The organism is Pseudescherichia sp. (assembly GCF_031979925.1).
Classification (GTDB): Bacteria; Pseudomonadota; Gammaproteobacteria; order Enterobacterales; family Enterobacteriaceae; genus Pseudescherichia.
In genome coordinates this window covers 84,821-103,745 of record NZ_DALZFB010000007.1, presented here as the reverse complement: position 1 = coordinate 103,745, position 18,925 = coordinate 84,821, and the positions used below count along the sequence as shown (strand labels likewise).

Genomic DNA, 18,925 nt, shown 5'->3' with positions numbered 1-18,925 from the left:
GCAAATGAATATTTACACATATAAAGTGAATTTTAATTCAATAATTGGCCTGCGCCATGTGAGGGAAACATGTCTGCGTTCTACCAGAAACACTTTTTAAAACTGCTCGACTTTACCCCTGCCGAAATTCACGCCCTGCTCCAGCTCGCCGCCCAGCTCAAAAACGATAAGAAACAAGGTACTGAAGTACCGAAGCTGGCTGGTAAAAACATCGCGCTCATCTTCGAAAAAGACTCTACCCGCACCCGGTGCTCTTTCGAAGTTGCCGCCTACGACCAGGGCGCTCGCGTTACCTATCTCGGGCCGAGCGGGAGCCAGATCGGGCATAAAGAGTCAATTAAGGATACCGCCCGCGTGTTGGGCCGCATGTATGACGGCATTCAGTATCGCGGTCATGGACAGGAGATCGTCGAGGCGCTGGCCGAATTCGCCGGCGTGCCGGTGTGGAATGGCCTCACCAACGAGTTTCACCCAACGCAGCTGCTGGCGGATCTGCTGACCATGCAGGAGCACCTGCCGGGCAAAGCCCTTAACGAGATGACGCTGGTCTATGCGGGCGACGCACGCAACAATATGGGTAACTCCATGCTGGAGGCTGCTGCGCTGGTGGGGCTGGATCTGCGTCTGGTGGCACCTCAGGCCTGCTGGCCGGAAGAGAGCCTGGTAACCGAGTGCAGCGCGCTGGCGCAGCAGAACGGCGGCAGTATCACCCTGACGGAGAACATTGCCGAGGGGGTAAAAGGCGCAGACTTTATCTATACCGACGTGTGGGTATCGATGGGCGAAGCCAAAGAGAAGTGGGCCGAGCGCATCGCGCTGCTGCGCGACTATCAGGTGAACAGCCAGATGCTGGCCCTGACCGGCAACCCGCAGGTGAAGTTCCTGCACTGCCTGCCCGCCTTCCACGACGACCAGACCGCCCTTGGCAAACAGATGGCGGAGACCTATGGCCTACACGGCGGCATGGAGGTGACCGACGAGGTGTTTGAGTCGCCGAACAGCATCGTGTTCGACCAGGCGGAAAATCGCATGCACACCATCAAAGCAGTGATGGTCGCCACCCTCGCCGAGTAATCTAAGCAGGCCGGGCAAGGCGAATGCCGCCGCCCGGCGTATACTCTATTTCACCAGCAGCTTCACCACCACCTTACGCACCTGAGCCGGATTGCCCACCGCGCACAGCGGCTTATGCACCTCGCCCGGATAGAAGACCACGAAATCCCCTTCGCTGAGCACCACGGTCTTCTCCTGTTCGCCTTCCGGCAGAAACGCGATGTCCTTATCTGCCAGCCAGTCGGTATCCGGCGTCCCGGCAGGCAGGGTGCTGTAGGTCATCCCCTCCTGGCCTTTCAGTACGATCTGAATATCCAGATAGCGGGCGTGATACTCCGCGCGGCGTTTGGCAAACGGCTCGGTCATATCTTCCGAGAGCAGGAAGAAGAGGCGCGAGCCGTCGATATCGTGCTTGCCCGTTGGCGTCGCGTCGTTAACGTGCTGTTTGACGTGCTCAATGGCCTGGGCTAGCTCCTGCGGCAGCCAGGACTGCAGGTTGTGAATGTTGCCTGTGATCATGCGTAACCTCTCGATATAAAACATCGTTTCATTTTTAACGTTTATACGAGAATTTCGGTTACCCTACCACTGCTTTTTGCCGAAGCCTTGCGGTAGCGCATAAAAGCGTATTCATTAACTCAGGCGATCGTCCGTTACTTTAAGCGCCCTACATACTGCCCCTCTTTCATCGCGTTAATTTTTCCCGTCTTATACACAATGACCGTGTAAAGTCCTGCCGAATAGACTGAGGCGTCGGCACTGTTTTCATCGTTAGCGGCAAGGCTACCGTTGATGTAGGCAAAGCCATCTCGGCTGCGCTTAAATTCGATACCGTGGGCTTTGACGTTAATCGGCTTCAGGTTACCGGGTTTGTACTCTGCCGGAGCCTGATGGGCTGCCTGCGCATGCTGCACGGCATTAGCGGCGTTCTCCATCGCCTGCTTCTCTGCAACCGCATTGATGCTCTGCTTACGATTCTGTTCCGACAGATAGCACGTATCGCGGGAGATGCCCTGCGCTTCGCATTCAGCCATGCGGGAGGCAGAGGACTGGCAGCCGGTAAGCGTCAGTGCCATACCGACGGCCAGACCCGTGGCACACAGCACTAACGTCACGCGATCAAAACGCATCGGCGTAATAGCTTTTTTCATATCTTTCGATCCTTTTTTAAATCGTTTAATTAGCAAACCCGGCCAACACTGAAAGAAAGAAGACCACTAACATGGCCAGGCATAGCCCAACCACCATGCACTTGAGGATGAATTCAGCGCTCTTCACTTGCGCGTCAGCCGTAACAAAAACTCTACTCCGCGGGCGGCGCGGCTTTGCAGCATTGGCTGGCCGACAATATATTCCGCAACGGTATGCGTTCCGATCAGGCCATTATGTAAGTCCTTTAGCAGCGGCTTAGCGCTGTGAATGTCCGTGTTCCCGATAAAGATATAGTCATCGACGGCTTCCATAATGGCTTGTTCATCAACGCCAATAACATTTCCCCCTAGCTCATGGCGGCGCGGGTCATACAGATGCGTTACCCAGCACGCTAAAACAACCTTTGGCTGATATTTAGCCACGGCCAGGGTGGCATCGAGCTTCTCCACGTGTGGGCCATAGTTAATGGTCGGATGGCCAGCCAGCTGGTAGAGCCGGGCAAATTTCGGATCCGCCTGCTGATGGTTATCTGTCGCCGGGATCGCCAGCGCCCGGGCATAGCCACCGTTACCTGCGCCAATCTCGATGGCCCGGCGACCGCCTATCATCCTCTTAACCGCGCTGACAAGTTCGGTAGTGGGAAACGCATACAGCCCGTGGGTATGACCGAAGAGCATCTTCTCCTCGCGCCGTTTACTCTCCCAAAATGACGCAGGCTGTGGGATCAGTACGCCGTCTGCGTCAAAGAGATCCTTTGGATCAATCTGCGGCGTATTTTCCGGGACGGCAGGCGTGTGTTGAAACAGCTTCGCTAAGTCACTCATATTTTAGCGACTAACAATCAGAGTGCCGCGGTCGCCCTGAACCGTCGGGGTAATAACAGAAGCAAACGCGTTTGTAGCAATAGATGCGATCGCTGTTGCAATCACGAGCGAAAGAATAGATTTTTTCATCATGTTTGTTAAAATCGATTTGTTGTAAACGATTAGTAAAAAACAAGTCGTTATGCAGGCCGCTAACCCGCATAACTACATGCGTTTTTTCAGGTGGTTACCCGGCCGCTAACCGGTTAGCCACCACCCCAAATAGTGCAGTAATTATTAACAGTGATTAATGATTTTCTATCAATCGGAATCGATTCTAAATTGATGCTCCGAGGATTTCTATTACTTTTTGCGCGAAGCGAAATAACGTTTCAATTTGTTACACGAAAATACCAATTTGCTCAGTAATATCATATTGCCTTTTAACTTACATTTACCTTAAAAATTCATAAGTTATGTTATCCCGCCTTGAAGATTAAGCCGTATACCATTACGCCTGGCTTTACCAAATGTAATTTATAGATTTATTACATTTACGTATGAAGCACCATCGTGAAACCATTCTTATTTCCATTCTAATTAGTGTTACTTCTCTTCGCTGCGTTTCTGCTTCGATCGCCAACTGTGCATAGTTATTATAAAATAAGTTAATGCAATGTTACTTAAAAACACAACAATATGCATCCTGAATGCATAAAAGGAGAGCGAAGGTATTAAAAAATGGCTTTAGCATTTTGAATTAGATGTAGGAATTAAAAAAACCAGCGCAGCGTCACAAGTTACTTTTTGCTATTAAATCTGTATGCAAGGAATAATTATCTTTAAACAAAAGAGTGCACGCAAATAAAATCACTTTATTTATGCATAAGCATGCCAACACAGAAATTTAATCAATAATATCAATGGCATAAAAACCCCTTTCGGTGGTGCACACCAACATATCATTAACAATTTCAAATATTTATAAAGACTAATGCGTAGTAATGCATAATGTAATTTAAAACAAATCTGCATTCTCTGCGCCACCTCAAATAACCTGAGCAGGGTTATTCCATGCCCCTTTCCACGTGAACAGCATCACATTATTAATGCAAAAGAGATCTACTATATCCACGAAATCCAGCGAACCCTGATCGTTATGAAATAAATCATTTCATAACCTCGCCCTCTTATTGCCGGAAAACGTAAGGAGTAGTTATGGAAAAACACTACGTCGGATCGGAAGTTGGTCAGTTACGCAGCGTCATGCTGCATCGCCCAAATCTTAGTTTGAAAAGACTGACGCCCTCAAATTGCCAGGAACTGTTATTTGATGATGTATTATCCGTTGAGCGCGCCGGTGAAGAGCACGATATTTTCGCTAATACGCTACGTGAGCAGGGCGTCGAAGTTCTGTTACTTACCGATCTATTAACCGAGACGCTGGATAGACCAGACGCTAAGGCCTGGCTGCTGCAAACCCAGGTGTCTGATTACCGCCTGGGGCCCGCCTTTGCCAGCGATGTGCGCGGCTGGCTGGCGGATATGCCTCACCGTGAGCTGGCGCGGCGTTTAAGCGGGGGACTCACCTACGGTGAAATACCGGCCTCAATTAACAATATGGTTGTGGATATTCATACCGCAAATGACTTTATTATGAAGCCGCTGCCAAACCACCTCTTTACCCGCGACACCTCCTGCTGGATATATAACGGCGTCTCGATTAATCCCATGGCGAAACCGGCCCGCCAGCGTGAAACCAATAATTTACGAGCGATATACCGCTGGCATCCTCACTTTATTAACGGCGAATTTATTAAGTATTTCGGCGATGAAGATATCAATTACGACCACGCCACCCTTGAAGGGGGTGATGTTTTAGTGATTGGTCGAGGTACGGTATTAATCGGCATGTCTGAACGTACTACGCCGCAGGGAGTCGAGTTCCTTGCCTCCGCCCTCTTTACGCACCGCCAGGCCGAACGTGTTATCGCCGTCGAGCTGCCGAAACACCGCTCCTGCATGCATCTCGACACGGTGATGACCCATATCGATATCGACACCTTCTCCGTCTACCCGGAAGTTGTGCGCCCGGACGTACAGTGCTGGACGCTGACGCCGGACGGCCACGGCGGGATTACCCGTCGCCAGGAGACCACCCTGCTACGGGCGCTGGAGAGAGCGCTTGGCGTCACGCAGATCCAGCTAATCACCACCGGCGGCGATGCCTTTGAAGCCGAGCGCGAGCAGTGGAACGACGCCAATAACGTGCTGACCCTGCGCCCTGGGGTGGTGATCGGCTACGAGCGCAACGTCTGGACCAACGAGAAATATGACAAGGCCGGGATTACCGTTCTGCCGATCCCGGGCGATGAGCTGGGACGCGGGCGCGGCGGTGCACGCTGCATGAGCTGTCCGTTGGAACGCGACGCGATTTAAGGCAAGGAGCAGAGAATGAAAACAGAGATAAAGCCTACCCTCGTGGTCGCCCTTGGCGGTAACGCCCTGCTAAAACGCGGCGAGCCGCTGGAAGCAGCCATCCAACGCAAGAATATCGATCTGGCAGCCGAAGTGATTGCCCGGCTTACCCACCGCTGGCGGGTAGTGCTGGTGCACGGCAACGGGCCACAGGTGGGGTTGCTGGCACTGCAAAACAGCGCCTATACCGGCGTCACGCCCTATCCGCTCGATGTGCTGGGGGCCGAGAGCCAGGGGATGATCGGCTACATGCTACAACAGTCGCTGAAAAATCGGCTTCCCGAGTGCGAAGTGAGCGTCCTGCTCACCCAGGTCGCGGTGGATCCCGCCGATCCCGCTCTCGCTAATCCCACCAAATACATTGGTCCAGTTTATGACCAGCCGCAGGCCGACGCGCTGGCCGCTGAAAAAGGGTGGTGCTTTAAGGCTGACGGCAGCTATTTCCGCCGTGTGGTCCCCTCCCCACAGCCGATGCGTATTGTCGATCGCGATGCTATTGAAGCGCTCCTCCAGCGCGGCCATCTGGTGATCTGCAACGGCGGCGGCGGCGTGCCGGTGGTTGAAAAAGCTGACGGCTACCACGGTATTGAAGCGGTCATTGATAAAGACCTCTCCGCCGCACTGCTGGCCCGTCAGCTAGAGGCCGACGCGCTGCTGATCCTCACCGATGCCGACGCGGTCTATCTCAACTGGGGTACGCCGGAGCAGCGCCCGCTCACCCACGCCACGCCGCAGCAGCTCAGCGGGTTTATCTTCGACGCCGGTTCGATGGGACCGAAAGTCGCCGCCTGCTGCCGCTTTGTTAAGACCTGTGACGGTATCGCCGGGATCGGCTCTCTGGCAGATGGCCTGGCCATTCTCGCCGGCGAGCGCGGAACCCTGATCCGCAACGATCCTCTTCAGTAAACATATTAAGGACAATTTATGAACATCTCTTTGAAAAAACGTAATTTTCTGAAGCTGCTGGATTTTACGCCAGACGAGATCCACTTCCTGATCGATTTAGCAGTGGAGCTGAAAGCTGCCAAAAAAGCGGGCCGCGAAAAGCAGACCCTGCGCGGTAAAAACATTGCGCTGATCTTCGAGAAAAGCTCTACCCGCACCCGCTGCGCCTTCGAGGTTGGGGCATTTGATCAGGGTGCGCAGATAACCTATATCGGACCGAGCGGCTCGCAGATTGGCCACAAAGAGTCCATGAAAGACACCGCACGCGTGCTTGGTCGCATGTACGATGGCATTGAGTATCGTGGTTACGGGCAGACGATAGTCGAGGAGCTGGGCGAGTACGCAGGCGTCCCGGTATGGAACGGCCTGACCAATGAGTTTCACCCTACGCAGATCCTTGCCGATCTGATGACCATGCTGGAGCACGCCCCAGGTAAACGCCTCTCTGAGCTGCGTTTTGCCTACCTGGGCGATGCGCGGAACAACATGGGCAACAGCCTGATGGTTGGCGCAGCCAAAATGGGCATGGACATCCGGCTGGTGGCCCCGAAAGCATTCTGGCCAGAAGAGGCGCTGGTGGCACAGTGCCGGGAAATTGCATCGAAAACCGGGGCAAAAATCATCCTGACCGAAAGCGTTGCTGAGGGTGTCGCCGGCGTTGATTTCCTCTACACCGACGTGTGGGTTTCCATGGGCGAGCCAAAAGAGGCGTGGGGCGAGCGTGTCAGCCTGATGAAGCCTTATCAGGTGAATCAGCAGGTCATTGAGGCCACCGGCAATCCGCAGGTGAAATTTATGCACTGCCTGCCCGCCTTCCATAACGAGCACACCACCGTAGGAGGCGAAATTGAGCTGGCCTACGGGCTGAAGGGGCTGGAGGTCACCGAGGAGGTGTTCGAGTCCGCCCACTCCATTGTGTTCGATGAAGCAGAGAACCGGATGCACACCATCAAAGCGGTGATGGTGGCGACCCTCGGCGAGTAACCACCCCGGGCGTCGCGGCATCTGCGACGCCCATACAGGGAGATAACCCTATGCGCAGATTCAAATTCCCCTCTGCCTACACCATTCTGTTTGTATTGATTGCGCTGGTTGCCGCGCTGAGCTGGATCGTCCCGGCCGGGCACTACCAGATGGTGATGAACGAGACGCTGGGTAAAGAGGTTCCTGTCGCAGGCACCTATGCGCCCGTTGCCGCCCATCCGCAGGGGATCGTTGCCGTTATTATGGCTCCCATCAGCGGCCTGTACGATCCCGATACCGGTCAGGCGGGCGCCATTGACGTCGCGCTGTTCGTGCTGATCATCGGCGGCTTTCTGGGGATCGTCAATAAAACCGGGGCCATCGACGCCGGGATCGAACGCGTTACGCAGAAGCTACGCGGTCGGGAAGAGTGGATGATCCCGATCCTGATGGGGCTGTTTGCCGCCGGCGGTACGATCTACGGCATGGCGGAGGAGTCGCTGCCGTTCTACACCCTGCTGGTGCCGGTCATGATGTCGGCGCGCTTCGATCCGCTGGTGGCCGCCTCAACCGTACTGCTGGGGGCGGGGATCGGCACCCTCGGCTCCACGATTAACCCCTTCGCTACGGTGATTGCCGCCAATGCCGCAGGCATTCCCTTTACTCACGGCATCTGGCTGCGCGTGGCGCTGCTGGTGGCGGGCTGGCTTATCTGCGTCGCGTGGGTGATGCGCTATGCGCGCCAGGTGCGTCAGGATCCCAGCCGATCCGTTGTGGCGGACAAGCAGGAGGAGAACATCACCCACTTCCTGGGCGGCAAGCGCCAGCAGGATCTGGCCTTTACCGGCACGCGCAAGCTGATCCTGGTCATCTTCGCTCTCGCGTTTGCGGTGATGATCTACGGCGTGGCAGTGCTGGGCTGGTGGATGGGGCAGATCTCCGGCGTCTTTCTCGCCGCGGCCATTATCACCGGCCTGCTGGCCCGTATGAGCGAGGAGGAGCTGACCGCCACCTTTATTGACGGCGCGCGGGATCTGCTGGGCGTGGCGTTAATTATCGGCATCGCCCGTGGCATCGTGGTGGTGATGGACAAGGGCATGATCACCCATACCATCCTGCACAGCGCCGAAGGAGTGGTGAGCGGCCTCTCCAGCGTGGTGTTTATCAACGTAATGTACTGGCTAGAGGTGGTGCTCTCTTTTCTGGTGCCCTCCTCTTCCGGGCTGGCGGTGCTGACGATGCCGATCATGGCTCCGCTGGCGGACTTTGCCAGCGTTAATCGCGATCTGGTGGTAACCACCTACCAGGCCGCGTCCGGCATTGTCAATCTGATCACCCCCACCTCGGCGGTGGTGATGGGCGGGCTGGCCATTGCCCGCGTGCCCTACGTCCGCTATCTGAAATGGGTCGCGCCGCTGCTGCTGATCTTGACCGTATTGATCTGCCTGATATTAAGCCTCGGCGCGCTGCTTTAACGACCACAGGGAGTAAAGAGTATGAAGGAATACCGCGACTGCTCTACCAAAGAACAGCAGCAGCTTGCCGTCTGTCAGCGCCTGGTGACCGAGAAGAGCTATCTGTCACAGGAGGCGATCCGCCGGGACCTCCAACGGCACGGCTTTGACTCCATCAGCCAGTCCACGGTGTCGCGCTTGCTGAAGCTGCTGGGCATTATTAAGATCCGCAATGCCAAGGGACAGCGTATCTATGCCCTCAATCCCCAGCTGAGACCGACGCCGGATGCCGCACGCTGCCTCTCTGATATGGTGGTAAACGTCGAGCATAATCGCGAGTTTATTCTTATTCATACCGCTGCGGGATACGGGCGAGCGGTAGCCCGTATCCTCGACTACCATGCTCTGCCAGAGATCCTTGGCGTGGTGGCAGGCAGCAGCATCGTCTGGGTCGCTCCGCGCGACGTGCAGCGTACTCTCCAGGTGCGCAACCGCGTTAACCATCTATTAAAAATGCATATATATGCGAAATAACCGTTTGCTTCTGATAAATAGCGCATCGATCCCTTGATTCGCATTATGAGCTGAGTATAATCGCCGACAATTTGCCGGGAGGAAGCATGGTCAAGTCCGTTCGACACACTGTCTCACCGCGCCTGAAAGAGGGCGCTGGCCTGCCGTTTTTCTTCCCAATGCTCACCTATTTCTATAGCCCCTCTTTTGAGGGGCTTTTTTTTGCGCAGACGTCAGGAGATAACCATGGCTAATCCGCTCTATCAGAAACATATCATTTCCATAAACGATCTCAGCCGCGAAGAACTGGAACAGGTACTGGAGACCGCTGCCAGCCTGAAGGCTAACCCGCAGCCGGAGCTGCTGAAGCACAAGGTGATAGCCAGCTGCTTCTTTGAGGCCTCTACCCGCACCCGCCTGTCGTTTGAGACCGCAATGCACCGCCTGGGCGCAAGTGTGGTCGGCTTCTCCGACAGCAGCAACACCTCGCTGGGTAAAAAAGGCGAGACCCTGGCGGACACCATCTCCGTGATCGGCACCTATGTTGACGCCATCGTAATGCGTCACCCGCAGGAGGGCGCAGCGCGGCTGGCCACCGAGTTCTCCGGCGGTATTCCGGTATTGAACGCAGGCGACGGCGCAAACCAGCACCCGACTCAGACCCTGCTCGATCTCTTTACCATCCAGGAGACCCAGAGCCGACTGGAGAATCTCAACATCGCGATGGTGGGCGACCTCAAGTATGGCCGCACCGTCCACTCGCTGGCTCAGGCGCTGGCGAAGTTTAACGGCAACCGCTTCCTGTTTATCGCTCCCGATGCGCTGGCAATGCCGCAGTACATCCTCGATATGCTGGATGAGCGCGGGATTGCCTGGAGTCAGCACGCCAGCATTGAAGAGGTGATCCCGGAGGTGGATATCCTTTACATGACCCGCGTGCAGAAAGAGCGTCTGGATCCGTCCGAATACGCCAACGTGAAGGCGCAGTTTGTCCTGCGCGCCAGCGACCTGCACAGCGCCCGCGACAATATGAAGGTGCTGCACCCGCTGCCGCGCGTCGATGAGATTGCCACCGACGTAGATAAGACGCCGCACGCCTGGTACTTCCAGCAGGCTGGCAACGGTATCTATGCGCGTCAGGCGCTGCTGGCGCTGGTGCTCAACCGCGATTTGGCCTAAGAGAGGGGGAAAACGAGATGACACACGATAATAAACTGCAGGTCGAAGCGATCAAGCGCGGCACGGTGATTGATCATATTCCGGCCCAGGTGGGCTTTAAGCTCCTGACCCTGTTTAAGCTGACCGAAACCGATCAGCGGATCACCATCGGCCTGAACCTGCCCTCGGGTGAGATGGGCCGCAAAGATCTGATCAAGATCGAAAACACCTTCCTCACCGACGAACAGGTTAACCAGCTGGCGCTCTACGCACCGCACGCGACGGTAAACCGCATCGACGACTATGAGGTGGTGGGCAAATCGCGGCCTAATCTGCCGGCGCGCATCGAGGCGGTGCTGGTCTGCCCCAACAGCAACTGCATCAGCCATGCCGAGCCGGTGTTCTCCAGCTTTGCGGTGAAGCAGCGCGCCAATGACATCGCCCTGAAGTGCAAATATTGTGAAAAAGAGTTCTCCCATACGGTGGTGCTGGCGAACTAAGCATTAATAAACATCATCTAATTCAGATTGGTCATCCCCTCCGCGCTGCCTATAATGGCGCGGAACCTCACTACCATTCGCTTCAGGAGAAATGATGACAAAAATTATCGCGACGGAAAATGCACCAGCAGCCATTGGTCCTTATGTTCAGGCAGTCGATCTCGGCAGCATGATCCTCACCTCCGGCCAGATCCCGGTCGATCCAAAAACCGGCAGCGTGCCGGACGATATCGCCGCTCAGGCGCGCCAGTCGCTGGAGAACGTTAAGGCTATCGTTGAAGCCGCTGGCCTGAAGGTAGGCGACATTGTTAAGACCACGGTGTTCGTGAAGGATCTGAACGACTTCGCCACCGTTAACGCGACCTATGAAGCGTTCTTTAATGAGCACCAGGCGGCCTTCCCGGCACGCTCCTGCGTAGAAGTTGCCCGTCTGCCGAAAGATGTGAAGATCGAGATCGAAGCGATCGCCGTGCGTCGTTAATCGTCCGTGCAGCGCCGGGCGACGCAACGACGCCCGGCTCTACGCCTCCTGCCCAGCCAGAGAAGAACGTTAATGGCAAAAGCACGTTTTACCGATGAGCAAATTGCCGACTTTCTTTACCAGTCCAAAAATGGCGTGCCCGACAAACTACTGTGCGAGCAATATGGGTTCAGCATAAGCACGCTTCGCCGCTGGCAAGCGTTACACGCTGAAGATATCAGGTGTGAGTTAAAACAGGCAGAGTCTAACGCCGGAAAGGTATTTTTGGCCGCTATCGCCGTTGCCCTGATACTGACCCTTGCCTTCTCTAAATCTATCGGCGCGCTGGTTATTCCCCTCTTCCTGCTCTACTGCCTTCACTATATCCGCCGCTTTCGCGCTATATCGGCAAAGCACATTAAAGCGGAAAACACCTCTCTCGCCCGCTATGGGTTAGGGGCGAATAATGCGTTTTACCAGTTTTGCTGGATCACGATCGTCCTGATTATCTGCGCCCTCGGATACAGTATTGTGCAGCTGATCTGAAAGACGAACGCCTACTGCCAGCCATAACGACGGCTATAAAATCCTTTTACCAGCTGCGTTAACGTCATATACCCCGCCAGAATAGCGATCAGCCACGGGAAGTAACTCAGCGGCAGAGCCTGAAGCTGCAAGTAGCTCGTCAGCGGAGAGAACGGCAGCGCAATACCGATGACCATTACCAGCAGCGTCATGAGCATTAGCGGCCAGGCGGCACGGCTCTGGATAAACGGCATGCGCTGGGTACGGATCATATGCACAATCAGGGTTTGCGATAGCAGCCCGACCACAAACCAGCCGGATTGAAACAGCGACTGCGACGCTACCGTGTTCGCATGGAATACAAACCACATCAGGCAGAAAGTCAGGATATCAAAGATGGAGCTGATCGGACCAAAGAAGAGCATAAAGCGTCCAAGATCGGCGGGGTTCCAGCGCTGTGGCTTGCGGATTTGCTCCTCGTCCACATTATCAAACGGGATCGCGACCTGGGAGAGATCGTACATCAGGTTCTGCACCAGCAGATGCAGGGGTAGCATGGGCAAAAAGGGCAGAAATGCGCTGGCGACCAGGACGCTAAAGACGTTGCCGAAGTTAGAGCTGGCGGTCATTTTTATGTACTTCAGCATGTTGGCAAAGGTACGGCGGCCTTCAATCACCCCCGCTTCCAGCACCATCAGGCTCTTCTCCAGCAGGATGATGTCTGCGGCTTCACGAGCAATATCTACCGCGCCGTCCACGGAGATGCCAATATCTGCGGCCCGCAGCGCCGGAGCATCGTTTATGCCGTCGCCCATAAAGCCCACCACGTGCCCCTCGCGACGCAGAAGCGAGACGATGCGCTCCTTGTGCAGCGGCGTCAGGCGAGCAAACAGCGTGGTGCGCTGCGCCAGCTGGGCCAGCGCGTCATCGGAGAGTGTTTCAATATCGCTGCCCGTGACCGCGTTGCCCGCCTCCAGCCCTACCTCGTGGCACACCTTAGCCGCCACCAGCTCGCTGTCGCCGGTGAGAATTTTCACGCTAATGCCGCTGGCCTTCAGCGCCTTGAGCGCCGGGGCGGTGGTCTCCTTCGGCGGATCGAGGAAGGCAATATAGCCTTCGAGGATCAGATCGGATTCGTCGATGCGCTGGTAGTCTCCCTCCCGCGCCGGCAGGATTTTACTGGCAACGGCGACCACCCGCAGTCCCTGGCGGTTGAGGTTATCGGTCACGCGCCTGATGCGTCGCAGCATGTTCTCATCCAGCGGAACAATCTCTTCGTGGTAGCGCACCTGAGTAGAGACGCTGAGGATCTCCTGTAACGCGCCCTTGCAGATCAGCTGATGCACGTCGGCCTGCTCGCTGACCACCACCGACATGCGACGGCGCTCGAAATCAAACGGGATCTCGTCCACCTTTTGCCAGCGGTTGGATAGTGTGCGGGCAGATGCTTCGTCGATACCTTCCAGTACCGCAACATCAAGCAGGTTTTTTAACCCGGTCTGATAGTGGCTGTTTAGCCAGGCATCCTGCAGGACGCGCGTGCTCAAGTTGCCGGAGATATCGGTGTGGTGCTCCAGCACAATTTTATCCTGGGTTAGCGTGCCGGTTTTGTCGGTACAAAGGATGTCCATTGCGCCAAAGTTCTGGATGGCATCAAGATGCTTCACAATTACTTTCTGCTTCGATAGCTTCACCGCGCCGCGCGCCAGGGTGGAGGTGACAATCATCGGCAGCATCTCCGGGGTTAATCCCACCGCAACCGAGAGTGCAAACAGCGCCGCCTCCCACCAGTCGCCTTTGGTGTAGCCGTTGATCAGCAGAACAATCGGCGTCATCACCAGCATAAAGCGGATCAGCAGCAGGCTGACGCGGCTGATACCTGTCTGAAAGGCGTTTGGCTCGCTCTGCTGCTCGCTGACGCGTCCGGCGAGCTGCCCAAACCAGGTGTTGCCCCCGGTGGCAATGACGATTGCCTGCGCGCTCCCGCTAACCACCGTGGTTCCCATAAAACAGAGCGTATCGCACTCCAGCGGGTTAGCTTGCTGCGGGTTACGGCTGGAGGCCACTTTCTCAACCGGCAGCGATTCACCAGTAAGCGACGACTGGGCGACAAAGAGATCCCGCGCCTGAAAAATACGCAGGTCTGCCGGGATCATGTCCCCCGCTGAGAGTTTAATGATATCGCCCACCACCAGCCGGTCGATCGGCAGCTCAAGCCACGCGTTTTCGCCCTTCTCATTGATGACCCGCAGAACCGTGGCGGTGTTGCTGACCATCGCCTTAAGCGCATCTGCCGCCCTGGTGGATCGCGCCTCCTGGACAAAATTCAGGAGAGTAGCGATCCCGACCATCAGCGCGATAACGCCCGCGGCAAAGAGATCCTCTGTCGCGTAAGAGACAATGCCAAGCGCGGTAAGCAGCAGGTTAAAGGGGTTGCGATAGCATAACCACAGGAGCACCCACCACGGCGCAGGCATCTCTGAGGGAAGCTGGTTATCACCATGCCTGGCACGGCTCTTTTCTACTTCCGTTGCGTTTAGCCCCTCGGGATGTGAGTTAAACGTGCGCCATAATTTATGTTTCTCCATGAAGGCCACGCGCAGGCACAGCTCCGTCAGGGTCGGCGGAATGGCTACGTCAGCCAGATTTTTCGCACTCAGTAAGGGATCGCGCTGCACAAGACGGCGCGGCAGGTGGCGGTTCAGCCGCGCAAGCAGTCGGCGAGTAATATTGATAAGCATAATAAGTCCCCCGCACTCGCCGGAGCGAGCGCAGCTCTGCCATCAGGCGTGGCGAAGCCGTACCTGACAGGCACTGAAAAATTTATGCAGAAACGTTCAGGACGTCACTGCCCTACACACCCGGTAAGGCAATGAACAGCGACTTACCGGGAAAAAGTGTTTCTCCATCGCGGGAGAGGGGTGGGATCGGGATCCATGTCGCCTCCGGTAAGGTAAAGAGTAAAGTTGACGTGCAGTATACGAGTATCGCCACACTTTTTGTGGCTATTCGGGCAGTACGATACGCTCTGATAAGTAAACGTTCGCTAAACCAGAGCAGGTTCGCCTGCGCATCCAGCAAAGCCATTTTCTCCCATAATATTTACATTTCCTTGTAGCGCACGCCCACTGTACGCTCCCCGTTTTACCTTGTCCTGCGTCAATAAAATCGCAAACTTGTTTGATGCAAATCACTATATGTAGCACTTAAAATGCCGTCCCGGCGCTACATATTGTAGTAATCGCCTAATATTCCAACAGCGCCGTAAATACTATTTTAACTATGGAGAGATCATGACCCCGCATGTGATGAAGCGAGATGGCTGTAAGGTACAGTTCAAATCAGAGCGTATTCGGGAAGCGATTCTGCGCGCCGCCGCTGCGGCGGGCGTTGATGATGCCGACTATTGCGCTACCGTCGCAGAGGTGGTCAGAGAGCAGATGCAGGCGCGATCGCAGGTAGACATCAGCGAGATCCAGACCGCGGTGGAAAACCAGCTGATGTCCGGTCCCTACAAGCAGCTGGCCCGGGCCTATATTGAGTATCGTCACGATCGCGACATCTCCCGGGAGAAACGCGGCCGCCTGAATCAGGAGATCCGCGGCCTGGTGGAGCAGACTAACTCCGCCCTGCTCAATGAGAACGCCAACAAAGACAGCAAGGTGATCCCGACCCAGCGCGACCTGCTGGCCGGTATCGTCGCCAAACATTACGCCCGTCAGCACCTGCTGCCGCGTGACGTGGTGCTGGCCCACGAGCGCGGGGATATCCACTACCACGATCTCGACTACTCCCCCTTCTTCCCGATGTTCAACTGCATGCTTATCGACCTGAAGGGGATGCTGACCCAGGGCTTCAAGATGGGCAACGCCGAGATCGAGCCGCCAAAGTCTATCTCTACCGCCACGGCGGTGACCGCACAGATCATCGCCCAGGTGGCCAGCCACATCTACGGCGGCACCACCATCAACCGTATCGATGAGGTGCTGGCCCCGTTCGTGACCGAGAGCTTCAACAAGCACCGTGAGATTGCCGAGGCGTGGCAGATCCAGGACGCCGAGCGCTACGCCCGCTCGCGCACCGAGAAAGAGTGCTACGACGCCTTCCAGTCGCTGGAGTATGAGGTGAATACCTTGCACACCGCCAACGGCCAGACCCCCTTTGTCACCTTCGGCTTTGGGCTGGGCACCAGCTGGGAGTCACGTCTGATCCAGCAGTCGATTCTGCGCAACCGCATTGCCGGCCTCGGTAAAAACCGCAAAACGGCGGTGTTCCCGAAGCTGGTGTTCGCCATCCGCGATGGACTAAACCACAAGCCTGGCGACGCCAACTACGATATCAAGCAGCTGGCGCTGGAGTGTGCAAGCAAGCGCATGTACCCGGATATCCTCAACTACGACCAGGTAGTGAAGGTGACTGGCTCCTTTAAAACGCCGATGGGCTGCCGCAGCTTCCTCGGCGTCTATGAAGATGAGAACGGAGAGCAGATCCACGACGGGCGCAACAACCTCGGCGTCATCAGCCTGAACCTGCCGCGCATCGCCCTGGAGGCGAAAGGCAACGAGGCGGCGTTCTGGACGCTGCTCGATGAACGTCTGGCGCTGGCACGCAAGGCATTGATGACCCGTATCGCTCGCCTCGAAGGGGTGAAGGCCCGCGTGGCCCCTATTCTCTATATGGAAGGTGCCTGCGGCGTGCGGCTGAAGGCCGACGATGAGATCGCCTCTATCTTTAAAAACGGTCGCGCCTCGATTTCGCTGGGCTATATCGGCATTCACGAAACCATTAACGCCCTGTTTGGCGACACGCATATGTACGACAGCGAAACGCTGCGTGCCAAAGGCATCGCCATCGTCGAGCGGATGCGCCAGGCGGTAGAGCAGTGGAAAGAGGAGACCGGGTACGGCTTTAGCCTCTACAGCACGCCGAGTGAAAACCTCTGCGACCGCTTCTGCCGTCTCGATACCGCTGAGTTCGGCGTGGTGCCGGGCGTCACCGACAAGGGCTACTACACCAACAGCTTCCACCTCGACGTTGAGAAGAAAGTTAACCCCTACGACAAGATTGATTTCGAAGCGCCCTACCCACCGTTAGCCAGCGGCGGCTTTATCTGTTACGGCGAGTACCCAAACATCCAGCACAACCTGAAGGCGCTGGAGGATGTCTGGGATTACAGCTATCAGCATGTGCCCTACTACGGCACCAATACGCCGATCGATGAGTGCTACGAGTGCGGCTTTACCGGCGAGTTCGAGTGCACCAGCAAAGGCTTTACCTGCCCGAAATGCGGCAACCACGACGCCGCCCGCGTCTCGGTCACCCGCCGCGTCTGCGGCTATTTAGGCAGCCCGGATGCCCGGCCGTTTAACGCCGGCAAGCAGGAAGAGGTGAAGCGCCGCGTCAAGCATTTGGGTAACGGGCAGATTGGGTAATGCGTTACCACCAGTATTACCCTGTCGATATTGTTAATGGCCCCGGTACGCGCTGCACGCTATTCGTCTCCGGGTGCGTGCACGAATGCGCTGGGTGCTATAACAAGAGCACCTGGCGGCTCAACTCCGGGCTGCCATTTACCGCTGAGATGGAAGATCGCATCGTTAACGATCTCAACGATACGCGAATTAAACGCCAGGGCATTTCGCTCTCCGGCGGCGATCCGCTCCATCCACAAAACGTGCCGGATATTCTCCGCCTGGTGCAGCGCATACGTGCCGAATGCCCCGGAAAGGATATTTGGGTCTGGACCGGCTATAAGTTAGACGAGCTAAGCCGCGACCAACTGGCGGTCGTCGATCTGATTAACGTGCTTATCGACGGTAAGTTTGTTCAGGATCTGAAAGATCCGATGCTAATCTGGCGCGGCAGCAGCAATCAGGTAGTCCACTACCTGCGTTAATCTGGCGCAGGCTTTTATTAAATCATTTCCCGCTATTGCCGATAACTTTTCTGTCTCGTTTACCCAACGCAGATGTAGTCACCTCCCCTGGGGACCCCGTTCCCCTGCGTTTCGCACAGCATAGTATTTTTCGGAGATGATGATGAATAGCATAGAAAAAATAAGCGCCGTCAGTGCGCAGGGTGATTCGCATTTATCTAACGGCGATAACCCATCCACTCTGCTAAATAACAACAAATTAGCAGAGATTAATAGCGATAATAATACGACTCCTTCTGACGACAGCAGCACGAAGATTACGCTGACGTCTAAAACGCAGGATGAGATCGATAAACAGCAGCAGATAAAAAAAGAGGAGATAAAGAAGACCGACTATACGATGGAATTAACCGGTATTCCGCTGTATGGCGGCCGTCTCATCTCAGTCACTAAATACCCAAACGGCAGCGAAGAGATTATTGACACCCTGTCCGGGCAGCGAATAACGCGGCAGGATCTGCAGCAGGCTATTTCCCCGGTAGAGGTAAAAATAGTCGAGACGAATAATAATCCTGATAGCGGGGTGGAATAAACAGGCAAGGCGGGAGGTGACTCCCGCCGTTATATTAGCGGAACTTCTTGTGATAAGTATTGCGGGTAGTTTTAAACTCTTCCGCTGCCGCCTGCGCCTCTTTAACTTTACCGGCGTTGGCAAGCTGTAGCGCGCCATCAATCTGACCAACCAGAATATCAAACCCGTGACGGAAGTCCTTCATCTCCGGGCTATCCGGCGCTTTATCTTCCATTTTCGGTGGGGTCGCTTTCTGCGCGTCCAGCGCGGCGGTGCGCATCTTAGTCAACGCATCCTTCATCTCTGCCGCGTCATTGGTTTTCTGTACTACTTTCAAATTGTCGTTGAGGGTCTCCATATCCTCGTCCAGATCTGCCGCAAACGCGGCAGAGGAGGCCAGAACTAAAGAGGAGACTGCTAACATCGCTAACAACTTTTTCCGCATTGCTCATGTCCTTTTATTATTTTTAAAATG

General features: G+C 55.5%; 21 protein-coding genes. 15 read left to right on the top strand and 6 right to left on the bottom strand.

The annotated features are described in order from the left end of the window. Positions 1-4 precede the first annotated feature (4 nt). The gene (argL, locus tag RTM13_RS20220; protein WP_409456044.1) at positions 5-100 is read left to right on the top strand and encodes a putative translational regulatory protein ArgL; all 96 of its coding nucleotides are present in this window, start codon (positions 5-7) and stop codon (positions 98-100) included. Further along, positions 70-1,074, top strand: coding sequence for an ornithine carbamoyltransferase (gene argF / locus RTM13_RS13585; protein ID WP_312212517.1), 1,005 nt, complete (start codon positions 70-72; stop codon positions 1,072-1,074). The genes argL and argF (RTM13_RS13585) overlap by 31 nt, the downstream gene beginning before the upstream one ends. A gap of 45 nt (positions 1,075-1,119) precedes the next feature. Here argF (RTM13_RS13585) and RTM13_RS13580 read toward each other — a convergent pair whose 3' ends face one another. The 3 genes from RTM13_RS13580 to RTM13_RS13570 all read right to left on the bottom strand — a co-directional run bounded on the left by RTM13_RS13580 (position 1,120) and on the right by RTM13_RS13570 (position 3,029). Continuing rightward, positions 1,120-1,572: a YhcH/YjgK/YiaL family protein gene (locus RTM13_RS13580; RefSeq protein ID WP_312212516.1), complete on the bottom strand. Its 453-nt coding sequence runs from the start codon at positions 1,570-1,572 to the stop codon at positions 1,120-1,122. 134 nt (positions 1,573-1,706) lie between these two features. Then, positions 1,707-2,183, bottom strand: a complete 477-nt coding sequence (locus RTM13_RS13575) for a hypothetical protein (RefSeq protein WP_409456047.1) — start codon at positions 2,181-2,183, stop codon at positions 1,707-1,709. A gap of 144 nt (positions 2,184-2,327) precedes the next feature. Then, entirely contained in the window at positions 2,328-3,029 is a 702-nt protein-coding gene (locus tag RTM13_RS13570; RefSeq protein ID WP_312212515.1) for a hypothetical protein, read from the bottom strand. A gap of 1,197 nt (positions 3,030-4,226) precedes the next feature. On the opposite strand from RTM13_RS13570, the gene arcA reads away from it, so the two are divergent. From arcA to RTM13_RS13520, 10 genes are all read left to right on the top strand, one after another. Next, positions 4,227-5,447, top strand: coding sequence for an arginine deiminase (arcA, locus tag RTM13_RS13565; protein WP_312212514.1), 1,221 nt, complete (start codon positions 4,227-4,229; stop codon positions 5,445-5,447). 15 nt (positions 5,448-5,462) lie between these two features. After that, the gene (arcC, locus tag RTM13_RS13560; protein ID WP_312212513.1) at positions 5,463-6,392 is read left to right on the top strand and encodes a carbamate kinase; all 930 of its coding nucleotides are present in this window, start codon (positions 5,463-5,465) and stop codon (positions 6,390-6,392) included. 18 nt (positions 6,393-6,410) lie between these two features. Then, positions 6,411-7,415, top strand: coding sequence for an ornithine carbamoyltransferase (gene argF, locus RTM13_RS13555; RefSeq protein ID WP_312212512.1), 1,005 nt, complete (start codon positions 6,411-6,413; stop codon positions 7,413-7,415). Positions 7,416-7,465: 50 nt separating this feature from the next. Then, positions 7,466-8,869: a YfcC family protein gene (locus RTM13_RS13550; protein WP_312212511.1), complete on the top strand. Its 1,404-nt coding sequence runs from the start codon at positions 7,466-7,468 to the stop codon at positions 8,867-8,869. A 21-nt stretch (positions 8,870-8,890) separates the two neighbouring features. After that, positions 8,891-9,382: an arginine repressor gene (locus RTM13_RS13545; protein WP_312212510.1), complete on the top strand. Its 492-nt coding sequence runs from the start codon at positions 8,891-8,893 to the stop codon at positions 9,380-9,382. Positions 9,383-9,468: 86 nt separating this feature from the next. Then, entirely contained in the window at positions 9,469-9,615 is a 147-nt protein-coding gene (locus tag RTM13_RS13540) for a pyrBI operon leader peptide (protein WP_174435470.1), read from the top strand. Next, positions 9,608-10,540, top strand: coding sequence for an aspartate carbamoyltransferase (gene pyrB / locus RTM13_RS13535; RefSeq protein WP_312212509.1), 933 nt, complete (start codon positions 9,608-9,610; stop codon positions 10,538-10,540). Before RTM13_RS13540 ends, pyrB begins: the two co-directional genes overlap by 8 nt. Positions 10,541-10,557: 17 nt before the next feature. After that, the gene (gene pyrI, locus RTM13_RS13530; RefSeq protein ID WP_312212508.1) at positions 10,558-11,019 is read left to right on the top strand and encodes an aspartate carbamoyltransferase regulatory subunit; all 462 of its coding nucleotides are present in this window, start codon (positions 10,558-10,560) and stop codon (positions 11,017-11,019) included. Between the two features lie 94 nt (positions 11,020-11,113). Beyond that, a complete protein-coding gene (ridA, locus tag RTM13_RS13525) occupies positions 11,114-11,500 on the top strand; it encodes a 2-iminobutanoate/2-iminopropanoate deaminase (RefSeq protein WP_312212507.1) in 387 nt (128 codons plus the stop codon). 72 nt (positions 11,501-11,572) lie between these two features. Continuing rightward, on the top strand, positions 11,573-12,025 hold the full coding sequence (locus RTM13_RS13520; RefSeq protein WP_312212506.1) for a transposase: 453 nt from the start codon (positions 11,573-11,575) through the stop codon (positions 12,023-12,025). An 11-nt stretch (positions 12,026-12,036) separates the two neighbouring features. Here RTM13_RS13520 and mgtA read toward each other — a convergent pair whose 3' ends face one another. Together mgtA and mgtL are read right to left on the bottom strand one after the other, a co-directional pair. Then, a complete protein-coding gene (gene mgtA / locus RTM13_RS13515; protein WP_312212505.1) occupies positions 12,037-14,745 on the bottom strand; it encodes a magnesium-translocating P-type ATPase in 2,709 nt (902 codons plus the stop codon). 143 nt (positions 14,746-14,888) lie between these two features. Then, a complete protein-coding gene (mgtL, locus tag RTM13_RS20215; RefSeq protein WP_409418540.1) occupies positions 14,889-14,942 on the bottom strand; it encodes a mgtA regulatory leader peptide MgtL in 54 nt (17 codons plus the stop codon). 355 nt (positions 14,943-15,297) lie between these two features. Between mgtL and nrdD the strand changes: the two genes are divergently transcribed. From nrdD to RTM13_RS13500, 3 genes are all read left to right on the top strand, one after another. After that, positions 15,298-17,436, top strand: coding sequence for an anaerobic ribonucleoside-triphosphate reductase (gene nrdD / locus RTM13_RS13510; RefSeq protein WP_312212504.1), 2,139 nt, complete (start codon positions 15,298-15,300; stop codon positions 17,434-17,436). After that, positions 17,436-17,900 carry an anaerobic ribonucleoside-triphosphate reductase-activating protein gene (nrdG, locus tag RTM13_RS13505; protein WP_312212503.1) on the top strand — a complete coding sequence of 155 codons (465 nt, stop codon included), beginning with the start codon at positions 17,436-17,438 and terminating at the stop codon, positions 17,898-17,900. The genes nrdD and nrdG overlap by 1 nt, the downstream gene beginning before the upstream one ends. A 142-nt stretch (positions 17,901-18,042) precedes the next feature. Continuing rightward, positions 18,043-18,471: a hypothetical protein gene (locus tag RTM13_RS13500; RefSeq protein ID WP_312212502.1), complete on the top strand. Its 429-nt coding sequence runs from the start codon at positions 18,043-18,045 to the stop codon at positions 18,469-18,471. A 34-nt stretch (positions 18,472-18,505) separates the two neighbouring features. On the opposite strand, the gene cybC is transcribed toward RTM13_RS13500, so the two are convergent. Beyond that, complete coding sequence (cybC, locus tag RTM13_RS13495; protein WP_312212501.1) at positions 18,506-18,895, bottom strand: cytochrome b562; 390 nt, start codon at positions 18,893-18,895, stop codon at positions 18,506-18,508. Positions 18,896-18,925: the final 30 nt, after the last annotated feature.

Bases quoted from the DNA above. Each gene is read 5' to 3' on its own strand.
- argF (WP_312212517.1), top strand. From the start codon at position 70: ATGTCTGCGTTCTACCAGAAACACTTTTTAAAACTGCTCGACTTTACC.
- RTM13_RS13570 (WP_312212515.1), bottom strand. From the start codon at position 3,029: ATGAGTGACTTAGCGAAGCTGTTTCAACACACGCCTGCCGTCCCGGAA.
- arcC (WP_312212513.1), top strand. From the start codon at position 5,463: ATGAAAACAGAGATAAAGCCTACCCTCGTGGTCGCCCTTGGCGGTAAC.
- nrdG (WP_312212503.1), top strand. From the start codon at position 17,436: ATGCGTTACCACCAGTATTACCCTGTCGATATTGTTAATGGCCCCGGT.
- pyrI (WP_312212508.1), top strand. From the start codon at position 10,558: ATGACACACGATAATAAACTGCAGGTCGAAGCGATCAAGCGCGGCACG.
- RTM13_RS13520 (WP_312212506.1), top strand. From the start codon at position 11,573: ATGGCAAAAGCACGTTTTACCGATGAGCAAATTGCCGACTTTCTTTAC.
- cybC (WP_312212501.1), bottom strand. From the start codon at position 18,895: ATGCGGAAAAAGTTGTTAGCGATGTTAGCAGTCTCCTCTTTAGTTCTG.
- RTM13_RS13575 (WP_409456047.1), bottom strand. From the start codon at position 2,183: ATGCGTTTTGATCGCGTGACGTTAGTGCTGTGTGCCACGGGTCTGGCC.
- nrdD (WP_312212504.1), top strand. From the start codon at position 15,298: ATGACCCCGCATGTGATGAAGCGAGATGGCTGTAAGGTACAGTTCAAA.
- argF (WP_312212512.1), top strand. From the start codon at position 6,411: ATGAACATCTCTTTGAAAAAACGTAATTTTCTGAAGCTGCTGGATTTT.
- pyrB (WP_312212509.1), top strand. From the start codon at position 9,608: ATGGCTAATCCGCTCTATCAGAAACATATCATTTCCATAAACGATCTC.
- RTM13_RS13545 (WP_312212510.1), top strand. From the start codon at position 8,891: ATGAAGGAATACCGCGACTGCTCTACCAAAGAACAGCAGCAGCTTGCC.
- ridA (WP_312212507.1), top strand. From the start codon at position 11,114: ATGACAAAAATTATCGCGACGGAAAATGCACCAGCAGCCATTGGTCCT.
- argL (WP_409456044.1), top strand. From the start codon at position 5: ATGAATATTTACACATATAAAGTGAATTTTAATTCAATAATTGGCCTG.
- RTM13_RS13580 (WP_312212516.1), bottom strand. From the start codon at position 1,572: ATGATCACAGGCAACATTCACAACCTGCAGTCCTGGCTGCCGCAGGAG.
- RTM13_RS13540 (WP_174435470.1), top strand. From the start codon at position 9,469: ATGGTCAAGTCCGTTCGACACACTGTCTCACCGCGCCTGAAAGAGGGC.
- mgtA (WP_312212505.1), bottom strand. From the start codon at position 14,745: ATGCTTATCAATATTACTCGCCGACTGCTTGCGCGGCTGAACCGCCAC.
- RTM13_RS13500 (WP_312212502.1), top strand. From the start codon at position 18,043: ATGAATAGCATAGAAAAAATAAGCGCCGTCAGTGCGCAGGGTGATTCG.
- RTM13_RS13550 (WP_312212511.1), top strand. From the start codon at position 7,466: ATGCGCAGATTCAAATTCCCCTCTGCCTACACCATTCTGTTTGTATTG.
- arcA (WP_312212514.1), top strand. From the start codon at position 4,227: ATGGAAAAACACTACGTCGGATCGGAAGTTGGTCAGTTACGCAGCGTC.